Genomic DNA, 20488 nt, shown 5'->3' with positions numbered 1-20488 from the left:
GGAAAATTAACGCTCATTTCTTGGCAGCTGGGGCCGCGAACCCTCCAGAGAGGGCTTTTAGCCAGTATACCGACCGGTATATGCTGCTATACCGTCGTATACCGGGGTGAAAATCCCACGTATACAGACATATACTGAATCAGACTGAGGGTTTCATATGGACGATCGTTCGGCGTCGCTGCTCACGAAAACGCAGCGGCAACGAATTGTGAATGAGTTCGCCGACGTGACATCGGAGGCCAAAGGGCGCGATCAGCGACTGATCAGACAGCGAATCCAGGCTGGACTGCAGGATTTCCGATTGCTCAGTTCTTATCCAGACCGGCAGTTCGAGTTGGCACTGGATGACCTCTCTGAAGAACAGCTGCGACGAGCATTGGTGGAGACCCAGCTGACCATAGAGCGGATTCGGGTGCTCAACGGCTTCGACCGAAACCAGTTGCTTGCTGATACTCACAATCGTGGGACGGAGCTTGTCACACCAGGCGATGATCTCAGATCGCTCGAACGGCTTGAGCGTGACACAGTGGAAGTGGGTGAGGAGAACGAACCAGCACAGCAGACCGAATCCAGTGTCGGCGTGGGCAAGTGGGCGTGGAGAGCCAGATGGGGGATCGTGCTGGGCTGTTGTGGCGTTCTGGTAACGGTCGGACTGTTCGTTCTCTCAATTGTTATCCTGGGGGATACGCATAGTGATATCACCAATCTCTTTCTCGGTGTGATAGCGGTATTCGGATCGTTCAGTGGCCTCAGTGTGTTGCTGTTGGTCATTCACGAGCTGCTCGCGATTCTTACGGTGACCGAGCGACTGCTGAGTGGCCTCCGGATCGGTGTGCTGTCGATGCTCGAATCGATCGACCGGTTTGTGACGATTTCAGGCGGTGAGGGTGACCGACAAACACGAGATGGAGAGCGCTGAGTGATGTGGCTCCGTACAAGCGCTCCACCCTGAGATCGTGGTCGCGACTCGTCACGCCGGTAATATCACTGGCATCAACGGTTCACAAATCGCTACGAAAGCTGGTTCTCGGTCATCAATGTCGAATTCCTTCGTTCCAGCGCAAATTAACGATACATAATCCCTGCATGACTGGACTGGAGACGCAATATGAGTGGCAGGGCCAGATCTAATACCAATCAGACAGATTCTACTGTATGAGATCGAGAACATTCGTGGCTGGCTGCTTTCTCTACTGTGGCATTCTCATCTCAGTCCAGGCTATTACTGCATACTGGTTTGAGAAAGCCATCCTTTCGACAGTATTCTTTCTCAGTACTGGGCTTATTATTGCTGGATTCGGGATCAACTCCTTGTGGAATACCGAGGGAAGCAAAGAAAAAACGATGCAAAACCGTTGGTATGCTCGTATAATGGCTGGATTCGCTCTGTTACTCACAGTACTGTTTGTTGGTGAGATGCTGATTATCAGTGCCTGAACTGATAAGATTGGGTCGGATAGGTAGTGTGGCAAATAAAAGAAATCAAACCGAGTGATGGACCGTTTTGGGCGCTTATGACAATGAGAAGCGCCAGAACAACAGTTTAGCCGGTGATGATGCTTGTGAGCTCCGAGCGGTCGAACAGTTCGCCCGAGAACGTGTCCGGGTAGTAGCTGGTTGCGTACCGCTCAACGAGGAACAGGTGGTGGAGCGGGCCGGGATAGATCGGTCCGCCGCGGAACACCTTGTCGTTTTGCACGGCGGTGAGCTTCGAGGCCACCGGATGCTCTTTCATGAACGCAACGACCGTATTCTGGAACTCTTCTTGTGTTTTTGCTTCGTGGCCACGCAGCAGGATGGAATCGGGATCGACCTGCGCGAGCGTTTCATAATCAATCGTTCCACGGCTGCTCTCGGAGAGGCCCTCCACGTCCGTCCCCTCCAGTGCGTCGGTCAGACCAATATCGTGGAATGCCTTCTTGTTCGTTCCCTTCCCACCAAGCCGGTACGGCGAGAACGATTCGGGCTCGTCCTCACCCTGCCAGCAGAGTAGAGCGTTGGGACGCTCCTCTGGCAGCTGCGATTCGATCTCGCCGACGTAGTCGTCGTGGAACGTTTTGAGCTGCTCGAATCGCTCGGTCTCTTGATACACTGTTGCGACCTTCTCAAATGCCTCATACAGCGTGTAGTACTCGTAGTCGTGCCATTTGTCCGTCTGACGGAAGATTGCGTTGCCGAGGAAGGGGGCGACGCGATCGGTTATCTCCTCGATATCGGACGATTCGAGCTTGAACGCGTCATTGCTGATCAACCACTGCGGGTCGATCATGTGGAGATCGCTGTCGAGTTTGAAGAAGATCTCCTTTGGAATGCCAGACTCTCCGTTGAGCTTTGTCACCGATTCCATGTCGACACTCACGCCCTCCAGCGCGTCGTAATGCGTCGTGTGATAGCGTGATGGCATTCCAATCGAGTTGATCGTCGAGCCCTTTCCGAGTGCAACCGCCATGTCGGCGTAGTCCGGGAAGTAATGTGCCACCGATTCCGGTGGCGCATCAAATTGCACTTCTCCGACCGGTGCCATCGACACCGTGTAACTGCCGGATCCGTTCGATTCTGTCCCCGCCGTATCCGTACCATCACCGCCAGATTCGGATTCTGAACAGCCGGCCAGTCCGGTTGCTATCGTGGCTGCACCCACTGCCATGACCTTTCGTCGTGTGTACTCCATATCTTTTAGGCCCACCTAAATACACTTAACTGCATCGGAATCTCAGTGCGAGCAACACGGAGGTCGAGAATGGAGAACAGATGTTAGAGGCTCTATTTCGGCCAAACCAGGGTATCAATAGGTTCTGGCTGTAGGTGATACTCTCCTGATTAGTGTATTTATATCTGTTATACTACTCAGATAGCGGACGTATGCCATAGCTACATTCGACTCACCACTGCTTTTTCACTTTCATATCTTCATATCGATGATATGGAGAAATCTGCGTTCCTCGTTTGTACGTAGGTTCTTGCCCCGGTCAAGAAACCTCTGTATCTCTTAGAACACATCTTTTGGGATCAACGCACCGAACCAATTGATGAAGTGCCGATGATTATAATCATCCGGTACGAGGACTGGTTTACAAATGATAGCCGAATATAGGCTACTTTAGCAACTTCACCAGTAGTAAGTCCATCTTGCTCAAACAATCTGGCCTGTTCGATGTCGGCATCGCGCTTCACGAGCGTTCGGATTCTAACTTAGCGTAATTCGAAAACAGCACAAAAAATCCATAATCTCATCAATGCGTCCCACAACGTAATGATACTGTCACAAACCATATGAATTGCTAACGGCGCTGCAATGCCGCCAATCGATTAATGGAGAACCAACGATTATAACCATCTAGACCTGAAAATAATTACTAATGATATCCGAACATCGGCGCGAAACATGGAAAAAGAAATTCAAATGGAAATTAGAAGCATTCATTGTATTCGTTACCTATTATTTGTTCATGGAGTTTGTATTTAAACCTGCTATCTCTCATGTCGATATTCTTGTAAGGTTCGTTAATCATGGTCAGAATGGGAGGATAATTTGGTTTGTATTATTCTTTGCCACACTATATTTTTACTATCATATACAACGCGAATGGAGAGACGGTAAATATCTATTGTTTTTCAAATAATCTTCAGAACTAATTAATATTATAGTTGTATTGTGCTATTATTTGGACAATTGGTCAATAGATCTCAATTTCGGCAGTACACACAGGTAGAGTCGGGACTTTATCATCACTATCTTGGTGAGTTTTCCTCCACGTCTCAATCATCCTGCATTTATTAAAGTAGTCGGCCCCCTCACGTGCCTTCAAGAAATCCATTAGCTTTCCTCTGCTAACATACTTATCCAAATATTTCGTTCCAGTGAGACTAATACTATTCTTAGTTATATATTCAAGTTGCTCCGCATTGTATCCTCGACCCTTGAGCTCGTTTACTTTTTTAAGATTTTCTGTTGTTGGGATATTTCTTCCCTTGACTCTTGAATGTATATTCTTTGCTATGTCTGTAACCTCCTTCGTCGAAAGCCCATCTTGCTCAAGTTTTCTGGCCTGTTCGATGTCGGCATCGCGCCGCGCGAGCGTCGTCAGCTGGTCGTTTTCCCAGCCTTCATCCTTCATGTCGGTTATCTTTTTCGGGCTGACATCCTTCTTGATGAGCGTTACGATCTGTTCGCTTTCAAGTCCCTCATCGTGTCTCAAGTTCTTCAGGCTATCTGGATCCAACCCTTTCTTGGCGAATGAAGTAATCTGACCGTTTTCGAAGCCTTCGCCATGGAGTTTGCTGATCTCGTCGGGAGTGTACTCCTCGTTTTTCATGAGCGTCCGGATTTGCTCACGGGAAAACGGTTCCGGGAACTTTTTATCCTTCAGTTCATCGACTTTCTTGAGAGGGACATCGTTTTCTGCGTAGTATCGGATATCATCAACAGGAACGTCCTTGTCGCGAAGTGCCTGAGCTCGTTTCAGATCGGCATTCTTGCCCGTAAGTATTCGCATATCTGATTTAGTGAACTTGTCATTTTTCACCATATCATCGACCCGGGCAGGATTATATCCAGCGTCGATATATCTCTGCATCTGGGCTTCAGATATTTTCTCGGTTTTGGATGTTGATGAACCGCCCTTAAACTTATTGACTAACTTTTTCCTGTTTTCTGGCCCTAGCTTCGCTATATATTTATTATCCCTGAGCACACGCAGCGCATCACCTGCTTTTGAGGCATATTTGCCAACCCAGGTGTCAGCTATTTTCAAACTTTTGTACACATCAGCTCCCTTTCCGATCGCTGGAATGAGGCCAACGACCTCTAGCCCAGCTCCAATCAGCTTCCCCTGGGACGCATTATCCGCCAAATCACGAAGGCCAGTGAATATATCCACGATAGGAATGATGGTGCTGCCCATCCACGACAGGAAATAATACGGCGAGTTGGATTCCTTCGCAGTGAACGCCCCACCAGGCATTCCGGCACCACCAAAGACGAGCCCAGCAGCAGCTTCTCGCAGCACATCAATCGGACTATTCATCAGCTTATTCGCCATCTTGATGGTGGTCTCGGTGAGCTCACGCCCTGCGTTCTTGGCTATTTTCACGCCTTTTTTGAGGTACGGACTGAGGGTCTCCCACACATCTTTGGCAACGCCGTGAATGAACTCTCCACCACTCTCTACAGCATTCTCTCCATGACAGAGGAGATTGATGCCACATCCCTCCTCGTCATTACTCCCATCCTGGTTGTTCGATCCGCCACTTTCTTTCTCTGTGTCCGATTCGTCGGGCGCTTCCCTCGATGGCTGCTCGCTCTCGTCGTTCGTCCCACTGTCCACCGACGTACCTCCCACATCAGTACTGGCGTGGAGCGTCATCATGGGGTCAAGGGTTTTGCCAGTATCGACGTGTTGTGTATCGATGGCGAGGCTGACGGCCACAGTTTTTCCAGGGGAAAGCTCTACCGCATGGGCTTTCGTCTCGATAGAACGCCCAGAGTCACCGCGCTCGAACGACACCGCATCGCTGTCAGCAGCAAGCCAGACGCTAACCGGCTGCGGACCCTGATTTGTGATAGTGAAGACGTTCGTGACCGTGGTCTCCGCTCCTGGATTAACCCCAGCGCCATCGGCACCGCCGTCGGCGTCGGCCATCTCCGAAAGCGACACCTGGAGCTTTCCGTTCTTGTCGGTCGCGTAGGCTCCATTCGGACCGTCGGCTGGTTGCAACCCAAGATAGCCCGTGGCGTCGCCAGTAACGTTCACGCTGGCGTTCCGTGAGGCGGTGAACGAATCGAATGCGCCAGTGGCGTAGATGGCGCTAGTTACGAGGCCGATAGCGATCAGGACGATAGCGAGCCGACGCATGCGTCTCATCGTTTCCACCCGTAGTAATCAGCAGGCAAGAATCGCAGACTGGTCATTAAGATCTATGTCCAATATTTATGCATTTTACTTAACCTTTCTGGTAGAGAATATTGTCATATTATTTCAGGTATCAGATAATTAGATACATCGCACCGCTGATTACGAAGACAACCGCTGGTGGCGATCCAGGATACTATCATGGTTTGGAATAAACTGTAGGTAAACCGCTACAACAGTGAAGTATACCCAAATTTCAATATATAAGGACACTAACTCGAACGTGCGCGTGTTGCGTTCGATGACGTGTTGTGCTACGTCAAGTGATTCATGGGCGGGCCACACAAACCGACAGTATCTGAGAGTCTGAACGCTCGCGGAGACCCCCCACATTCAGAGAGCGTTTGGGAGCCAATGCGACCGGGTGGGCCCAAGGTAGAAGGCACTGGCGCCGAACCCTGCACACCAATGGCCCACCCGACTCGTCGACCGACCGACGCTGCCCACTCGTTTGAGAACTCGTACGATCCGCCGGCAAGCCTTCTCAATCAACCGTGGATCGACCCCCACACCCATGCACAGACGTTGTCCTGGCGTGATCGGGAACAATATGCGCTGGCGGGCTGTCACGCGATGGTACTGGTGGCGTCTGGTTATCACTGGACGCCGTACAAACCAGTTGCAGCCGAGGATATCCAGTATCTCTGGGACGACGTGATTAATCGTCAGCGAGCGATCGAACGGGAACATTTTTTCGACACTGGACTCGCAGTTGGTATCCACACGGGTGTCCGCATCGACGATTCTGACGAGCTCCTCGATCGGCTCAGGGAGTACTGCCGACTCGATTCCGTCGTTGCAATTGGTGAAACCGGAATCACGCCAACACAGCACGCCGAGCAGTGGCCACTGGAGGGCCAGCGAGACGTCGTTCGTGAACAGTTCGCTATCGCAGCAGAGAATGACTGTCCAGTGATTCTCCACACGCCGGCCGCTTCGTCTACAACAGCGGAGCTGTATCGAGCTGGCGTCGGAATCCCTGGCTTTGAGCGAAACGATGAACTCACGCAAGAACCAGTGCTGGACGGCGACAACCCGGCCATACAGGCCCTCGAGGAAGATATTGCCCTCGCTCGCGAGGTGGGATTCGACGAACGCCAGCTCATCGCCTCACACGCCGATGCGAACAATGCGGAGTTGCTGCTCGAAGCAACCGACTGCCTGCTGAGTTTCACCCTCGGCTACCCCTGGCTCACCGGCGTCACTGTCGAAACCGTCGCCAAATTCGTTCATGAATACGGTCCAGAGCGGATCATGATCGAGACCGACGCCGCGAACGTCCTCAATACGGATGTCCTCGCGATCAAACGAGCTATTGTGGAGTGCTACCGACTCGGACTTTCTGTCGAGGAGATCGAACGTATCGTGTACGAGAATCCCCAAACGGCGCTCAATGTTGGTGAGTGAAATACTTGGATTTACAGACGTACTCAATTTCCTTGCCAACTAATCAAATTTGATCGAAGATCAACCCAACTATAATACAGTAATAGTTATCTATTAGGAATATAAACAGGTTGTTTGTCTAATACAATGGCAGCAATCGAAGGCATACACCACGTGACCGCGTTCTGTGACGATCCCCAGGAGAACTACGACTTTTTCACGAACGTGCTGGGGCTACGATTCGTGAAACGGACGGTGCGGTTCGACGTTCCCGAGAAAATTTATCATCTGTACTACGGCGACGAGATGGGGACGCCTGGAACGATCGTGACCTACTTTCCGATGACGAATATGCCGATGGAGGAGGGACAGCTCGGCAAGGGGATGTTGCGATCAGTTGGATTGACAATTCCGCCATCATCCGTCAAGTACTGGAAGGATCGATTCGACGACCACGGTGTCGATTACACCGTCGAAGAGCGCTTTGAGGAGACGGCGATCGGCTTTAGCGATCCGGATGGGCTGCCATACGAGCTCGTTACTGGTGATTCCTCGATCGATCCCTGGACGGGAGACGGTGACATCCCGGCCGAACACGGTATTCGTGGCATGCACAACGTAACGGTCCATTCGGCCGATCCCGCCGGAACGATGGACGTGCTGGAGGTAATGGGGTGGCAGCACTCTGGAGAAGCCACGCATCCACAGGCTGGCGATCGAATCCGATACCGAGCACCCGGTACTGGGCCGTGTGGTCAGGTGGTCGATATTCTGATCCGGCCGAACGCGCCGCGTGGCCAGATGGGCATTGGAACGTATCTCCACGTTGCCTACGGCGTCGAGGACACGACCCACCAGGACGAGGTGAGCGATCGACTGCGCGAGCACGGCTACATCACGACCTCAAGGAAGGATCGAGATTATTTCAGCTCTCGATACATCACCGAACCCGGCGGGTCCGTGTTTGAGTACGCCACGATGGGACCGGGATTCGATATCGATCAGGAGCCGGCCGAGTTCGGCGAGGAGCTGAAGGTCCCCGATTGGCTGGACGTCGATCTTGAACGGATCGAGGAGCTGTTGCCACCGCTCAAAACGCGGTGAGAGTCCGTTCACACTTGGTTCGAACACAGCTACTATCGATAGCTCACAACGTTACAGTTCATTCCAATGGGTATTGATGGATGGGGAGTGACTCCACATAGATATGCCTGCCTACAATCGGTCCACTGCAACCGGATTTGAGGAAATTGACCGGTGGAATGAGGGCTTCGGGTGGATAGCCCACCCTGACGAAGACGGCGAGCGAGCGAGCCACGCGCTGAAAGCGGATGATGGGGTCTGGGTGATTGATCCTGTGGACGCACCGGGTATCGATGCGCTATTGAACGAGTTTGGAGACGTGGCTGGAGTTGTGGTCCTCTCCAGTCACCATACCAGGGATGCTGGTCCAGTTGCGGCACGTCATGATGTCGCCGTTCACATTCCGCCGTGGATGGATCGGATTGCCTCGCGCGTCAATGTTCCTATCAGGCGCGACGAGTCTGTTCTTGGTGGTGCTGGTTTCGAGATCACTCGTGTTGAGCCGCTGTCGCTCTATCAGGGTGCCATCGCCTATCGTGAGACTGATGGAACACTCATCGTTCCTGATCTGCTCTCATCCGGTTCGGCGTATCCAGTCGGTAACGAACGTATCGGCGTAATGCTCGGTCTTCGACCGTTCCCGCCACGAGAAACCTTTGCAGGAATCGAACCAGAACGAATCCTATTCGGGCATGGAGAAGGCGTCTTCGAGGATGCTACTGCAGCACTTGACGATGCGCTTTCTGGCGCTCGAAAGCGGTTTCCACGGGCACTTGTGAAACATCTCGGTACGAACCTCCGGCTGTTCGCAGCAGCCCTGAACGAGTAACGCGGTTGCAACAGAACACCGTTATAGCGATAACAAGTCCGGATTCTTCGAGTGCGTTTGCTTCCATAACTACCCATATGATTGCATAGAATGGTCGTGGGGTATTTGTCTAGTAGAGAGCAGGTGGGACCCTCACTTGCGAAGCCGGTTGTCGAGGAAAGTGACGATCGTATCCCACCACAGAACCTGTTTTTCTCTGGATTTCGGAGTATGGCCAACGTTTGAAAATTCGATGTGCTCGTACTCATCGCCAGCTACTAGTCCGTAGTCTTTGAGTGCATTTGTGAAGATATGTGGCTGATCCGCCCATCCATCATCCGCTCCATGAATCATCAGAAGTGGTGATCCAACAGCTTCGTCAACGTACGTTATCGGGCTTAATTCCCGGTACAGTAGTTGATTTTTGATAGGATCGCCAAGCTGTCGACGGAGATTTCCAACTGGCTTTGCAGACCGAAGATCAACACAACCAGTGTCTGCTACAAAGGCATCCCACACCGCAGGATACGCTACAGACTGCATATACACGTTGTAGCCACCGTGAGAGTGACCATATGCAATCACTCGATTAGGGTCAATTCCCTCCTGTTGTGCGAGCCAGCGACCAGCTGCCGCGAATACAGCATGTGCTTCATGGCTCCACCCATCGGCAGGACAACCAGCTAGTAAGACTGCATAGCCCTGGTGAGCGAGGTGTTGTACAGAGGGGCGAAATCTACGAGCCCAGCGGTTCCTCTGTCCGTGAAAGAATACGATTGCGGGTGTTGGTGCGTTCTCGTGATTAACTGGTCGGAAGAGTCGTCCCTCGGCGACTTCACCACCCCCGATTTCGTACTGCACCTCAGTTGGCTTCACAAACGTATCTGGGCCGATTGCACGTTGTTCATACTCGGCTCCAAAGAGGACTGTGGTCTCACCAGTCGCTGTATCGTGATGCAGGACTTCATACGGATGGTCTACTGTATGTCGCTGTACAATAAATCCAGTGTCACCAACTACCGCTTCTGTACCATTACATCCATGAAACATCCCTTCGCAGGGGATAGCTGTTGCATTGCCAGCTACGTCGTAGAGCTCAGTTGCTGAACGGGGTGGAGCGCCCGCAAGAATCCGCTCGCCATTGTAGAGGAACGCAACCGCTCCAACATCAGCAATCCATTCGACCGTTCCACTGTGCCGATCGTAGATCCCACATTTCCGGCCATCTTTCCAGTGGCCATTGTCTCGATGGATGAGGAGACGTTCACCATCAGGGTGCCATTGTACAGGTGTGAGACGGTATCCATGATTGGAAGCCGATATTCGTGTCGGATTGCTTCCATCTGCACGCGAGATATACGTTGTAAGACCACTTTCATAGGTAGTTGTTGCAGATTCGTCGGCTTCAGGTGGAACTGAGGTGTAAGCAATCCACTCCCCATCTGGACTCACAGAACACGTCGCCTGTATCTGAATATCAAGCCCCGGAAAGCAGGGGAACTCACCCCTCTCTTCCGTTACTGGATTCCGCCAGCGGAGCGTATTGTCTCCGACTCGATAGTAGATGATATCCATTTTTGGATTTACTGCCCAGAGATGTGTGTCATCAGCAACAGTAAATGCTCTTTCACGGTTGCCATTGAGAGTCACTCGGTAAACGTCAGTGTTCCCGTTACGATCAACCTGATACAGGACGACGTCACTCGTGGCAGTCCAGCAATACGTGGCATCTTCTGGATGGAGTGGTAGTTCTCCCTCCGTTAATTGCCGTCGTTCACCGCTTGAGACGGTAATCGCATGCAGTTCGAAGCGACCTGTTGTATTCCAGTTGCAAATGACCCTCTTTCCATCCGGTGATGCTTTTGGGCAGAATGCCTTCGGAATTGAGAAGAACGCGGTACTAGGGTCGTCGAGTTCACTCATAATGAGATGTTCCAACTCGTGGCACGGCCATGGATGTTATTCTCTTGATGGCGTCTATTCTATGGGTTGATAGTCTGTAATTTTCAGTAATGGATCGCCGTCCGTTCTTGATTCAGCAAACACCGTAATCGCCAACGACTACGTGATCCATCACACAAAGAGCTCCGTACCGACAATGCTGCGGTTGACTCTCACCTGTGTTGAGCACTAACCATATATTGGCAGATCCGAGTGAAAAGTATAGAGCCAGTGAAGGGATTTGAACCCTTGACCTAATCCTTACGAAGGATTCGCTCTGCCAGCTGAGCTACACTGGCCCAGTCGTCGTCTGGGACAGTTACTACTCTACCCAACAGCAGTATAAGGATTCCGGAGTGAGTCGGTTTCGTGACTGACTGACACGCCAGCAATCACGCCAGGCGTTCCCGGACGGCAGCTTCCTCGTAGGCGAGCGTCAACATTCGTGATCGCCCGCGTCCCTCGACGGTCGTGTACTCGGCGTCGATAATGCCGAGCTGGTCCAGCTTGTTCACCAGTTCGGAGTAGCGAGTGTATCCCAGCCCGGTTTTTGCTTCGAACGATTCGTACACCACACCAGCGCGTTTGCCGTTGTGTTCGGTAACCGCCGCCACGAGCGCCGTTTCGGTCTCGCTGAGATCGCGGAGATGCCGCGAAAGATGGACGTATTTCGACTTATCATAGGCTTTTTCGACATCCTCCAGTTCGACCGTCGGACTCGCTCGCATCTCGGCGTTCAATCCGGCCCGACGCAACAGATCGATTCCAACCCGAAGATCGCCGCCCGTCTCGGCCGTCAGCTCCCCAACCCGATCGAGAATCGTCGCATCGGCTACGCCCGACCGAAAGCCACGATCGACGCGCTCTTGTAAAATGTCAACGATCGCCGGCTCGTCGTACCGTGGAAAATACACCTCTTCAGGCCTGAAAACGCTCTGGACGCGCGTGTCTAGCTCGTCGATCACGTCGAGATCAAGATCCGAGGAAACCAACATGACGCCGATCTTCGCCCCCGAATGTGCCTCGTGTGCGCGCAAAAGCGAATACAGCGTATCGGACGCTTCGTCTTCATAGAACAGATAGTTAACATCATCGAGCACGACCACCATCACTTCGTCGTTTTCGACCAGCCGATCGGTGATCTGCCCGAACAGCTTCTTGAACGAGATGCCGCTCGTGGGTGGTTGATACTCGAACATCGTTTCGAACAGCCGAGAAAACACAGCATACCGCGTTGCATCCACCTGGCAATTAACATGTGCCATCCGAACGCCCGACCGGGTTTGCAGCTCTGAGCCGAGTAGCTGAAGCGCCGTCGTTTTTCCCGTCCCCGATGGGCCCCGTATCATGGCGTTCAGCGGCCGTGAGCCTCGAACGGCTGGCCGGAGAGCATACTGTAACTGTCGTGTTTGTTCCTCACGATGACGAAACGTCTCCGGGACGTAATCGATCTCGAAGACGTGTTCGTCCCGGAACACAGTTTCGTCCCACGACAACAGCTCCTCGTCCGACATTCTACTTTCATATCGCCCGTGAGAGCACATAAGTGTGGCGAGCAGGGGGTGTCGTGGAGCTGTGAGGACCGAACAGAATCGTTATCACCGGTCGTTCAAAGTACGAACAAATGGAAATCAACGATTACGAGCTGTTCGAAGTGCCACCCCGCTGGCTGTTTTTGAAACTGGAAACTGATACCGGACTGGTGGGCTGGGGCGAGCCGATAGTTGAGGGACGGGCCAAAACGGTCCGAACCGCCGTCGAGGAGCTCATGGACACGTATCTTCTGGGAGAAGATCCACGCCACATCGAGAAACACTGGCAGCACATGTATCGCGGCGGATTCTATCGTGGAGGACCAGTGTTAATGTCTGCCATCGCCGGAATCGATCAGGCACTCTGGGACATCAAAGGGAAATACTACGAAGCACCCGTTTACGATCTCCTTGGGGGAAAGGCACGAGACCGCGTTCGAGTGTACCAGTGGGTTGGCGGTGATAAACCCACAGACGTTGGCAACGCCGCGGCGGAGATGGTCGATGCCGGTTTCACCGCGCTGAAGATGAACACAACCAGCGAAGTTCGACACATCGACACCCCCGCTGTCGTCGATGGCGCGGTGGATCGTCTCCGCGAGGTGCGCGAGGCCGTCGGTCCGGATATCGATGTTGCCGTTGACTTCCACGGACGGGTTGCAAAACCCATGGCAAAAAAACTAGCGAGCAAACTGGACCAGTACGATCCGATGTTTATCGAGGAACCCGTCCTGGCAGAGCACAACGAAGCGCTCGAACAGATCGCAAACGCAACCACCGCGCCGATTGCCACCGGCGAACGGATGTTTTCTCGATGGGATTTCAAGCCGATTCTCGAAGACGGCGTTGTGGATCTGCTCCAGCCGGATCTCAGCCACGCTGGGGGCATCACCGAGGTCCACAAAATCGCCTCCATGGCCGAAGCCTACGACGTTGCAATCGCACCACACTGTCCGCTCGGACCGATTGCGCTCGCATCCTGTGTTCAGGTTGACATCACTGCACCGAACGCACTGATTCAAGAACAGAGTCTCAACATCCACTACAACACTGACAGTGATGTCACGGACTATCTGGCAGATCCAAGCCTCTTCGAGTACGAAGATGGCTACATTGAACTCCCCGAGAAACCTGGGCTCGGTATCTCCATCGACGAATCGACCGTCTGCGAACGAGCAGAACAATCCGTAGACTGGCACAACCCGGTCTGGACACACCCAGACGGCTCAATCGCCGAGTGGTAAATACAGATTCGAACACCCCATTCACGACCCAATTATTATCCAACTAAATCTGCGAGGAATAAAGTCGGTGGGCGGAGAACCCACCATAGCATGGGGGAATTGATCGGCCGGGGTGTACGCACGTTCGTTCGCGTACTGTACGTCGTTCTGGTCGTGTATCTGCTCCTGTCAGTGGCGGTTTCATTGGGACTGCTCACGGTGGACACCGAACAGATCGGTGCGATCGAAACACCCGAACCACTTCCTGACATTCCACTGTTGCTCGAGTTTCCGCTCGATGACACTCCTTCGGTTACGACGGAAGATCCCAGAGAATCGACGGCGAATGGATCACTGAATTCCTCGGAAATCGCCATGGAGATTCACGCCCAGACGAATACGATACGAGACAGACACGATCGTAGTAGCGTGGCCTACGACCAGGAAATCGAATCGATCGGTCGGCGCCACAGCTACGATATGGCGACTCGGGGGTATTTTAATCACACCTCACCGGAGGGTGCCGGTCCCAGCGACAGGTTTGGGTCGCTGTTTCCAAGACGGTGTAAGGGGGTCGGCGAGAATCTGGCATATGTGACGACGCCGAGGGCGACGACCGCCGAGCAAGTGGCCAACCGAATCACGCGTGGCTGGATGAACTCCAGCGGCCATCGTAAGAATCTGCTCACCGCTCGGTGGGATGTTGAGGGAGTGGGAGTGTACATCACCAACGACCGGGTGTACGCCTCACAGGAGTTTTGCAACGAGTGGTGAGTTCACACCATTGATGCGAGCGTTGAGAGAATCGAGAGCAACAGAAACAGCGGCAACAACGTTCCCACGATGAGCCGCCACGGGGTTGCCACAAGATCGGAGAGCGGTCCGGCACCGGCTTTGAACTCCGCTGTGCTCTCATCGCCGAGCACCCAGGCCGCATACAGCATGAACCCAAGCAAGCCAAGCGTAAGGAGCTGGCTCACCAGCGGTCCGGCGACAAAGTCGAACAACGATTCGTTGAATGCGTTGACACCGCCCGTGACGACGAGCAGTGCCGTCAACACGGCGGTTGCGGTCGGTCGAGAGAGTCCGTGTTCGTCAACGAAATAGGCAACGGGCATCTCTAGAATCGAAATTGCACTAGATAGGGCCGCAAAGAAAACGGTGAGATAGAACGCAACGCCGATGATTCTGCCACCCGGCAGGGTTCCGAACGCCCCCGCAAGGCTAACGAACAACGCACCGGGCCCGCCACCGGTTGGCTCTCCGACGACGGTGAACAACAGCGGAAAGACGACGAGACCAGCGAGCAGTCCGATTCCGAGATTGACGATCGCGATGATCGATCCGTCGGCGAGCAACGACCGATCCTCGCCGAGATACGACGCGTAGGTGATCATTGTTCCGCTGCCAATTGAGAGCGAAAACAGCGCCTGTCCCGAGGCGGCCCCAATCACCGAGAGGTAGTTCTGGGTGAAGTACGTTCCATCGAATCCAAGATAGAAGTCGTATCCCGGGCTTGCTGGTGCACGGATCCAGGTCCAGATTGCAAGACCACCCAGGAACACGACAATTGCTGGCGTCAACAGCCGCGTCGTCGATTCGATTCCTCGCTGGACGCCGACGGTGACGATCGCGCCCGTGATGAACAGGAATACGAGCTGGAAGAAAAACGCAGGCATACCAAAGGCAATTGCCGAAAAATGACTCGCTGGATCGTGGAAGTAGCCACCAGTTATCGATTCGAGCACGTACCGGACCACCCAACCACCAACAACCGTGTAAAACGAAAGCAAAACGAGCGACGTAACCAGACAGAGTCCGCCGAGGATGTTCCAGTGTGTGCCTCCAGCGAGCGTGCGAAACGCACCAACGGGATTGCGCTTCGAACGCCGACCGATCACGAACGAGACCATCAACCCGGGAATGCCAACGACGAAGATGGCCACGAGATATGCAACCAGAAATGCGCTCCCCCCGTTGTCCGCCGTCAACCAGGGAAAGCGCCAGATATTTCCCAGACCAACGGCACTTCCGATCGCCGCCAGAATGAAGCCATCGCGTGACACCCACGTTTCTCGTTCCATTGCGTCGTCGGAGCACTACACTCGGTGGCCACATAATCGCCAGTTCTGACACGCCGGACAGTTCACTTGGGATCACCGTTATCGTCGAAGGCGCTCAGCAATGACGTGTAAAATGACCTCGACGGAGCACGCTCATCAGTTGCGAGCTTTTCGACGATGAGTTCGGGTGTAGAGCGAGCGATCGTGTCTTTGATCGGCGTTCGATCTACCTCGAGTTCACCATCGACGAGTCCTCTGGCCTGAATGCCATCGATCTGTACGGGTTGTTCGCACGCTGTTCGAATTTCGGCGGCGAGATGCGAGACGAACACGCCGGTAGCCGCTCTGTCATTCAGGGCATCGAGGATGCCAGCGATGATGGTTGCACTTGCTCCCGGTTCGGTGATGCTCTCGAGTTCATCGACCAGCACCAACTGCGTACCAGCATCATCGAGCAGTTCGCCAAATGATCGGAGCGTCGCCTCGAACGCGCCTGCATCGAGCGTTCCCTGGCTCTTTTCCTGGTAGTATATCGCATCAAACAGCTCGATGCGTGCAGCACTGGCGGGTACCGGGAGACCCATCTGTGCCAGGATTACGACGAGCCCAACGAGATCAAGCAGCGACGTTTTCCCACCACTGTTTACTCCCGAGAGAATTGCAGTGCCACTTACCGCATACGACACCGATTCGACGGCTTCGTACGGCAGATCGAGTAGCGGAGAGCGACCGGCTTCGATCGACACACCAACGTCTCCGTCGCCGTCGTACACGATCTCGGGCATCGTGCAGTCGTATCGATCATAGAATCTGGCGATTGCAAGCTCGACATCAAGGTCGAGGGCTCGTTCGATCATTAGTTCTGCCGGCTCGACGAACGACTGGAGCGTGGACGCTAGCTGTGCTTTTTGCTCGGCGGCGTGTTGGACTTTGGCGGCGCGCAGTTCGGTCATGAGCTGTGAGAGCGCCCGCTCGTTGCGTGCAACCGGGAACGTTGGATCGTCCGGAAACACTCGCTCGGTCTGGTCGGTGACCGTCTCGAGTGGGACATGCTCGCGGAGTATCGATCGTGCTAGCTCGATTGCCTCCTCAAACGCGTCGTTCAGTTCCCGTTCGAGCAAGCGCTCAACGCGCGCGCCCTGTTCGGCAAGTGAGAGCAGATCTGCACCTTCGATCGTCACGTCTCGGTCTTCCATTACGCCCCGGAGCCGTTCGTTGGCAAGCGTCTCTGCCCGAGAGACGACCACCTCAAGATCGTCCAGTGCAGCTGTGAGCTCAGTGAGCCGATCGTCTCCGACGATCGAACCTTCTGCATCGAGTCGGTCGAGTGCAGACCTGAGCGTCTCGAACGAGCAGGGTCGATCGAGACCGGCACGCTCGTGAACGGCCATCGCCGCGCGGATACGCTCCTGATTCGTTCCAAACAGCACCAGCAACCGTTCGGGAACGACGGTCTCGATTCGTTCGATGGCGTCTGGCTCTACACGAACGCCGTCTGGGAGATCCAGTCCAGCAAATGACTCATCGAGCGCGATCACCGTCGAGTAGCCCCTGGCGAGATCAGAAAGTTCACGTGTGTCCTCGACTCGTTCAATCGAGAGTTCGGGAACGTTTTTGCTGGCTTTGGCGTGTTTTTCAGGCGATGCAGTCGCCAGACAGCGGTCTCTGACCGTCACATTGGCCGGCTGTGACAGCGGTGCGACGGACTCGAGTGCTGATCGAACGGCCGGATCCGGGTCGCGATCGATCGCCTGGGTTACGAACGATCGCACTTCCTCGATTCGTGTTCGTGAACAGCTTGGATAGATGGTTTCGAGTCGTCTGGTGGCATATTCGGTCACCGCGCCCTCCTGGAGGAGTTCCAGCGCCCCATCGTACAGTGACTGTGCCCGTTCGGTTCGAAGGCAGGGATCGGTATCGTCGTGTTGCTGGCGAATCGCATTCCGTGCCAGACGGGCTGCTCGTCCCTCCGAAATCGCTGGTGCCGAGGCAATCGTCAACACGTCACCGGTTCGGAGTGCTCGCTCAGGGTCATCGAGCGTTGCGAGCTGTTCGGCGGTTCGCTCGCCAATCCCCGGAACGGACTCCAGTTCCATTGGTAGGGTTCTCGTCAGCGAAAGGGAAAACTGCACCGCTCGCCGACACGGACCGGCGAGGGCAACGGTCTTTTTGACCGTGAAACCGTTGGCAAACTATGCACTCTGCGGAAACAGTCGCCGCGGCTCGTGAGTCGCTCGCGAGTCGGGACAGCGTGCTCGTTGCCTTCTCTGGCGGCGTGGATTCGAGCGTCGTCGCTGCGCTTGCCGACGATGCGCTCGGAGACAAGGCGGTAGCGTGCACCGCAAAGAGCGAGACGCTTCCTCGCGAAGAGCTCGCAGACGCGATCGCCGTCGCCGAGGAGATCGGTATTCGCCACGAGATCGTCGAGTTCTCCGAGCTCGACAATCCGGCGTTCGTCGAAAACGACGACGAACGGTGTTATCACTGCCGAACGATGCGGCTCTCGAAGATGTACGAAACCGCTCGCGAACTGGGCATTGAGACGGTCTGTGATGGGACGAACGCCTCCGATCCCGGTGAGGGTCACCGACCGGGATTGCGTGCCGTAGCCGAGCTTGAGGTGTACTCACCGCTGCTCGACCACGACATCGACAAAGCAGACGTGCGATCTATCGCCAAGGAGTATGGTCTCTCTGTTGCAGATAAGCCCGCTATGGCGTGTCTTTCCTCGCGAATTCCGACTGGAATCGAAGTGACCGAATCCAAGCTTTCGCGGATCGAACGTGCGGAATCGCTCGTTCGCAACTGGGGATTCGAGCAGTTTCGCGTTCGTGATCACGATGGACTGGCTCGCATCGAAGTTGGCCCAGACGAACTCGAAGATGCACTCGATCCGTCGTTCATCGCGGCCGCACGCGAGAAACTCACCGAGCTTGGTTTCGAGCACGTGACGCTCGATCTCGAGGGGTATCAAACCGGCAGCGTCAGTCCAGCTACTGACAGCGAACCGGTCGTCGAGAACGTCTTCGACGCGGAGTATCCCACTGGTGAATGAACCGATACCGGAACGGTTTTGTGCGAGCCTGCAGCTCCGTTTGCAGTAATGGTGGATTCTCCATTCGACGTTCGATTGCAAGTCGGTGATGTGACGCGCGCAGAGCCATTTCCGGAGACGAACAAGGAGGCGATGATGAAACTCTGGATCGATATCGGCGACGAAACCGTCCAGTCGGCTGCCCAACTCGGCCATCAGTACGACCCGCAATCGTTGGTTGGGACACAGCTGTTGTGTGCCACCAATCTCGACCCCATCACGATCGCTGGATTCACCTCGGAGGTGTTGACCGTTGGCGTGCCCGATGATAACGGCGAGGTAATTCTCCTCAGACCGGACAGTACCGTCACAGCGGGCGCAACGTTGTTCTGAATAGATAGCACAGTTCACGAAATTATTTCCAGTCACCGTTCTCAGAAGATGGCATGGAAATGCAGCTTCCGCCAGCGGTAGCACCCGGCGATCGAGTTGCCGTCGTTGCTCCATCGAGTGGTGGCGCACACGAACATCCACACGTGTTCGAACTGGCGCTTGAGCGCCTCAAAACCGTCTTTTCGCTGGAGCCGGTTGTCTTCCCGACCGCTCGACAGGGAACTGAATTTCTCTCGAGAAATCCACGCGCACGGGCGGCGGATATTCACGCTGCATTCAGCGATCCGGAGATCAGCGCTGTCTTCGCAACTATTGGCGGGTGGGACCAGCTCCGGATCTGTGCGCATCTCGACCACGGGCTGTTGGCTGCCAACCCGACGCGGTTTTTCGGGATGAGCGACAACACGAATCTCTCGCTCGAACTGTTTGCGGCGGGTGTGATCTCGTTTACTGGCGGGCAGCTGCTCAATGAGATCGCCGTTCCCGGTGAACTACCAGCGTACACCGAACAATACTGTCGTCGGGCTGTATTTGACTCCTCGCTCGGGACGATAGCGCCCAGTACGAGATGGACCGACGAGCCCGCTGACTGGGAGGATCCCGCCGCGCTAGAAACGTCTCCCGCCTACCGTTCGAACGACGGCTGGCAGTGGGCAGGCGCTAACAAGCGCGTGTCAGGCCCACTCTGGGGTGGCAATCAATCGATCGTCAAATGGCGGCTCGCTGCTGATCGCTGCGTTCCAGAGCCAGAGACGATCGACGGTGCCATATTGGCACTCGAAACTGCCGAGGACCTTCCCTCGCCCACGACCGTCAGGGCGACGCTGCTCTCGATGGGTGAGCGTGGCCTCTTAGAGCGATTTGCCGGCGTTATCGTCGGGCGCATCCCAGGCCAGAGCTTTCTCAAACAGCCCCCAGCCGCCCAGCAACGAGCGTATCGCCGACAGGTCCGCACCGCGATCATTGAGGAGATCGAGCGATACAATCCATCGGCACCAGTGGTCTGTGGACTAGACTGGGGTCACACCACACCTGTCGCGCCGCTACCAATCGGTGCGCCAGTGACGGTTGATCCGGTCGAAGAGACGATCACCGTTGAATCGCCGTCGTGAC

The 20488-nt window shown here is 54.5% G+C and carries 16 protein-coding genes and 1 tRNA gene; 10 read left to right on the top strand and 7 right to left on the bottom strand.

The genetic code is table 11. The features are described 5' to 3' along the window. Window positions 1-157: 157 nt before the first annotated feature. On the top strand, window positions 158-919 hold the full coding sequence (locus tag JXQ78_RS00395) for a hypothetical protein (protein WP_330631494.1): 762 nt from the start codon (window positions 158-160) through the stop codon (window positions 917-919). A gap of 236 nt (window positions 920-1155) precedes the next feature. Then, entirely contained in the window at window positions 1156-1437 is a 282-nt protein-coding gene (locus tag JXQ78_RS00390; protein WP_330631493.1) for a hypothetical protein, read from the top strand. A gap of 106 nt (window positions 1438-1543) precedes the next feature. Here the strand turns inward: JXQ78_RS00390 and JXQ78_RS00385 are convergent, their stop codons facing one another. Both JXQ78_RS00385 and JXQ78_RS00380 read right to left on the bottom strand, forming a co-directional pair. Further along, complete coding sequence (locus tag JXQ78_RS00385; RefSeq protein WP_330631492.1) at window positions 1544-2671, bottom strand: ABC transporter substrate-binding protein; 1128 nt, start codon at window positions 2669-2671, stop codon at window positions 1544-1546. A 1006-nt stretch (window positions 2672-3677) separates the two neighbouring features. Then, complete coding sequence (locus tag JXQ78_RS00380) at window positions 3678-5855, bottom strand: hypothetical protein (protein ID WP_330631491.1); 2178 nt, start codon at window positions 5853-5855, stop codon at window positions 3678-3680. A 465-nt stretch (window positions 5856-6320) separates the two neighbouring features. Between JXQ78_RS00380 and JXQ78_RS00375 the strand changes: the two genes are divergently transcribed. The 3 genes from JXQ78_RS00375 to JXQ78_RS00365 all read left to right on the top strand — a co-directional run bounded on the left by JXQ78_RS00375 (window position 6321) and on the right by JXQ78_RS00365 (window position 9210). Continuing rightward, window positions 6321-7319, top strand: a complete 999-nt coding sequence (locus tag JXQ78_RS00375) for a TatD family hydrolase (RefSeq protein ID WP_330631490.1) — start codon at window positions 6321-6323, stop codon at window positions 7317-7319. A gap of 126 nt (window positions 7320-7445) precedes the next feature. After that, window positions 7446-8402, top strand: a complete 957-nt coding sequence (locus JXQ78_RS00370; protein WP_330631489.1) for a VOC family protein — start codon at window positions 7446-7448, stop codon at window positions 8400-8402. A gap of 103 nt (window positions 8403-8505) precedes the next feature. Then, window positions 8506-9210 carry a hypothetical protein gene (locus JXQ78_RS00365; RefSeq protein WP_330631488.1) on the top strand — a complete coding sequence of 235 codons (705 nt, stop codon included), beginning with the start codon at window positions 8506-8508 and terminating at the stop codon, window positions 9208-9210. A gap of 132 nt (window positions 9211-9342) precedes the next feature. On the opposite strand, the gene JXQ78_RS00360 is transcribed toward JXQ78_RS00365, so the two are convergent. From JXQ78_RS00360 to JXQ78_RS00350, 3 genes are all read right to left on the bottom strand, one after another. Continuing rightward, complete coding sequence (locus JXQ78_RS00360; protein ID WP_330631487.1) at window positions 9343-11112, bottom strand: S9 family peptidase; 1770 nt, start codon at window positions 11110-11112, stop codon at window positions 9343-9345. A gap of 244 nt (window positions 11113-11356) precedes the next feature. After that, window positions 11357-11429, bottom strand: a tRNA-Thr gene (locus tag JXQ78_RS00355). 93 nt (window positions 11430-11522) lie between these two features. Further along, a complete protein-coding gene (locus JXQ78_RS00350) occupies window positions 11523-12644 on the bottom strand; it encodes an ORC1-type DNA replication protein (RefSeq protein WP_330631486.1) in 1122 nt (373 codons plus the stop codon). A gap of 110 nt (window positions 12645-12754) precedes the next feature. Between JXQ78_RS00350 and dgoD the strand changes: the two genes are divergently transcribed. Together dgoD and JXQ78_RS00340 are read left to right on the top strand one after the other, a co-directional pair. Further along, a complete protein-coding gene (dgoD, locus tag JXQ78_RS00345; protein ID WP_330631485.1) occupies window positions 12755-13906 on the top strand; it encodes a galactonate dehydratase in 1152 nt (383 codons plus the stop codon). Between the two features lie 90 nt (window positions 13907-13996). Continuing rightward, on the top strand, window positions 13997-14659 hold the full coding sequence (locus JXQ78_RS00340) for a CAP domain-containing protein (protein ID WP_330631484.1): 663 nt from the start codon (window positions 13997-13999) through the stop codon (window positions 14657-14659). A 2-nt stretch (window positions 14660-14661) separates the two neighbouring features. Here the strand turns inward: JXQ78_RS00340 and JXQ78_RS00335 are convergent, their stop codons facing one another. Both JXQ78_RS00335 and JXQ78_RS00330 read right to left on the bottom strand, forming a co-directional pair. After that, entirely contained in the window at window positions 14662-15969 is a 1308-nt protein-coding gene (locus JXQ78_RS00335) for a sodium-dependent transporter (RefSeq protein WP_330631483.1), read from the bottom strand. 62 nt (window positions 15970-16031) lie between these two features. Next, complete coding sequence (locus tag JXQ78_RS00330; RefSeq protein ID WP_330631482.1) at window positions 16032-18044, bottom strand: MutS-related protein; 2013 nt, start codon at window positions 18042-18044, stop codon at window positions 16032-16034. Between the two features lie 98 nt (window positions 18045-18142). On the opposite strand from JXQ78_RS00330, the gene larE reads away from it, so the two are divergent. From larE to JXQ78_RS00315, 3 genes are read left to right on the top strand one after another with little or no spacing between them, the layout of a single operon-like run. Further along, window positions 18143-19003, top strand: coding sequence for an ATP-dependent sacrificial sulfur transferase LarE (gene larE, locus JXQ78_RS00325; protein WP_330631481.1), 861 nt, complete (start codon window positions 18143-18145; stop codon window positions 19001-19003). A 48-nt stretch (window positions 19004-19051) separates the two neighbouring features. Beyond that, window positions 19052-19375: a tRNA-binding protein gene (locus JXQ78_RS00320; protein ID WP_330631480.1), complete on the top strand. Its 324-nt coding sequence runs from the start codon at window positions 19052-19054 to the stop codon at window positions 19373-19375. A 53-nt stretch (window positions 19376-19428) separates the two neighbouring features. Further along, window positions 19429-20487, top strand: coding sequence for a S66 family peptidase (locus tag JXQ78_RS00315; protein ID WP_330631479.1), 1059 nt, complete (start codon window positions 19429-19431; stop codon window positions 20485-20487). The last annotated feature ends 1 nt before the right edge of the window (window position 20488 follow it).

Origin of the sequence: Halocatena halophila, from assembly GCA_027563145.1 — an archaeon.
In the GTDB taxonomy this organism is placed as follows: Archaea; Halobacteriota; Halobacteria; order Halobacteriales; family Haloarculaceae; genus Halocatena; species Halocatena halophila.
The sequence above is the reverse complement of the archived record's forward strand: the minus strand, read 5'-3'. Positions and strand labels throughout refer to the sequence as shown.

Bases quoted from the DNA above. Each gene is read 5' to 3' on its own strand.
- JXQ78_RS00395 (WP_330631494.1), top strand. From the start codon at position 158: ATGGACGATCGTTCGGCGTCGCTGCTCACGAAAACGCAGCGGCAACGA.
- JXQ78_RS00390 (WP_330631493.1), top strand. From the start codon at position 1,156: ATGAGATCGAGAACATTCGTGGCTGGCTGCTTTCTCTACTGTGGCATT.
- JXQ78_RS00385 (WP_330631492.1), bottom strand. From the start codon at position 2,671: ATGGAGTACACACGACGAAAGGTCATGGCAGTGGGTGCAGCCACGATA.
- JXQ78_RS00380 (WP_330631491.1), bottom strand. From the start codon at position 5,855: ATGCGTCGGCTCGCTATCGTCCTGATCGCTATCGGCCTCGTAACTAGC.
- JXQ78_RS00375 (WP_330631490.1), top strand. From the start codon at position 6,321: ATGGCCCACCCGACTCGTCGACCGACCGACGCTGCCCACTCGTTTGAG.
- JXQ78_RS00370 (WP_330631489.1), top strand. From the start codon at position 7,446: ATGGCAGCAATCGAAGGCATACACCACGTGACCGCGTTCTGTGACGAT.
- JXQ78_RS00365 (WP_330631488.1), top strand. From the start codon at position 8,506: ATGCCTGCCTACAATCGGTCCACTGCAACCGGATTTGAGGAAATTGAC.
- JXQ78_RS00360 (WP_330631487.1), bottom strand. From the start codon at position 11,112: ATGAGTGAACTCGACGACCCTAGTACCGCGTTCTTCTCAATTCCGAAG.
- JXQ78_RS00350 (WP_330631486.1), bottom strand. From the start codon at position 12,644: ATGTCGGACGAGGAGCTGTTGTCGTGGGACGAAACTGTGTTCCGGGAC.
- dgoD (WP_330631485.1), top strand. From the start codon at position 12,755: ATGGAAATCAACGATTACGAGCTGTTCGAAGTGCCACCCCGCTGGCTG.
- JXQ78_RS00340 (WP_330631484.1), top strand. From the start codon at position 13,997: ATGGGGGAATTGATCGGCCGGGGTGTACGCACGTTCGTTCGCGTACTG.
- JXQ78_RS00335 (WP_330631483.1), bottom strand. From the start codon at position 15,969: ATGGAACGAGAAACGTGGGTGTCACGCGATGGCTTCATTCTGGCGGCG.
- JXQ78_RS00330 (WP_330631482.1), bottom strand. From the start codon at position 18,044: ATGGAACTGGAGTCCGTTCCGGGGATTGGCGAGCGAACCGCCGAACAG.
- larE (WP_330631481.1), top strand. From the start codon at position 18,143: ATGCACTCTGCGGAAACAGTCGCCGCGGCTCGTGAGTCGCTCGCGAGT.
- JXQ78_RS00320 (WP_330631480.1), top strand. From the start codon at position 19,052: ATGGTGGATTCTCCATTCGACGTTCGATTGCAAGTCGGTGATGTGACG.
- JXQ78_RS00315 (WP_330631479.1), top strand. From the start codon at position 19,429: ATGGAAATGCAGCTTCCGCCAGCGGTAGCACCCGGCGATCGAGTTGCC.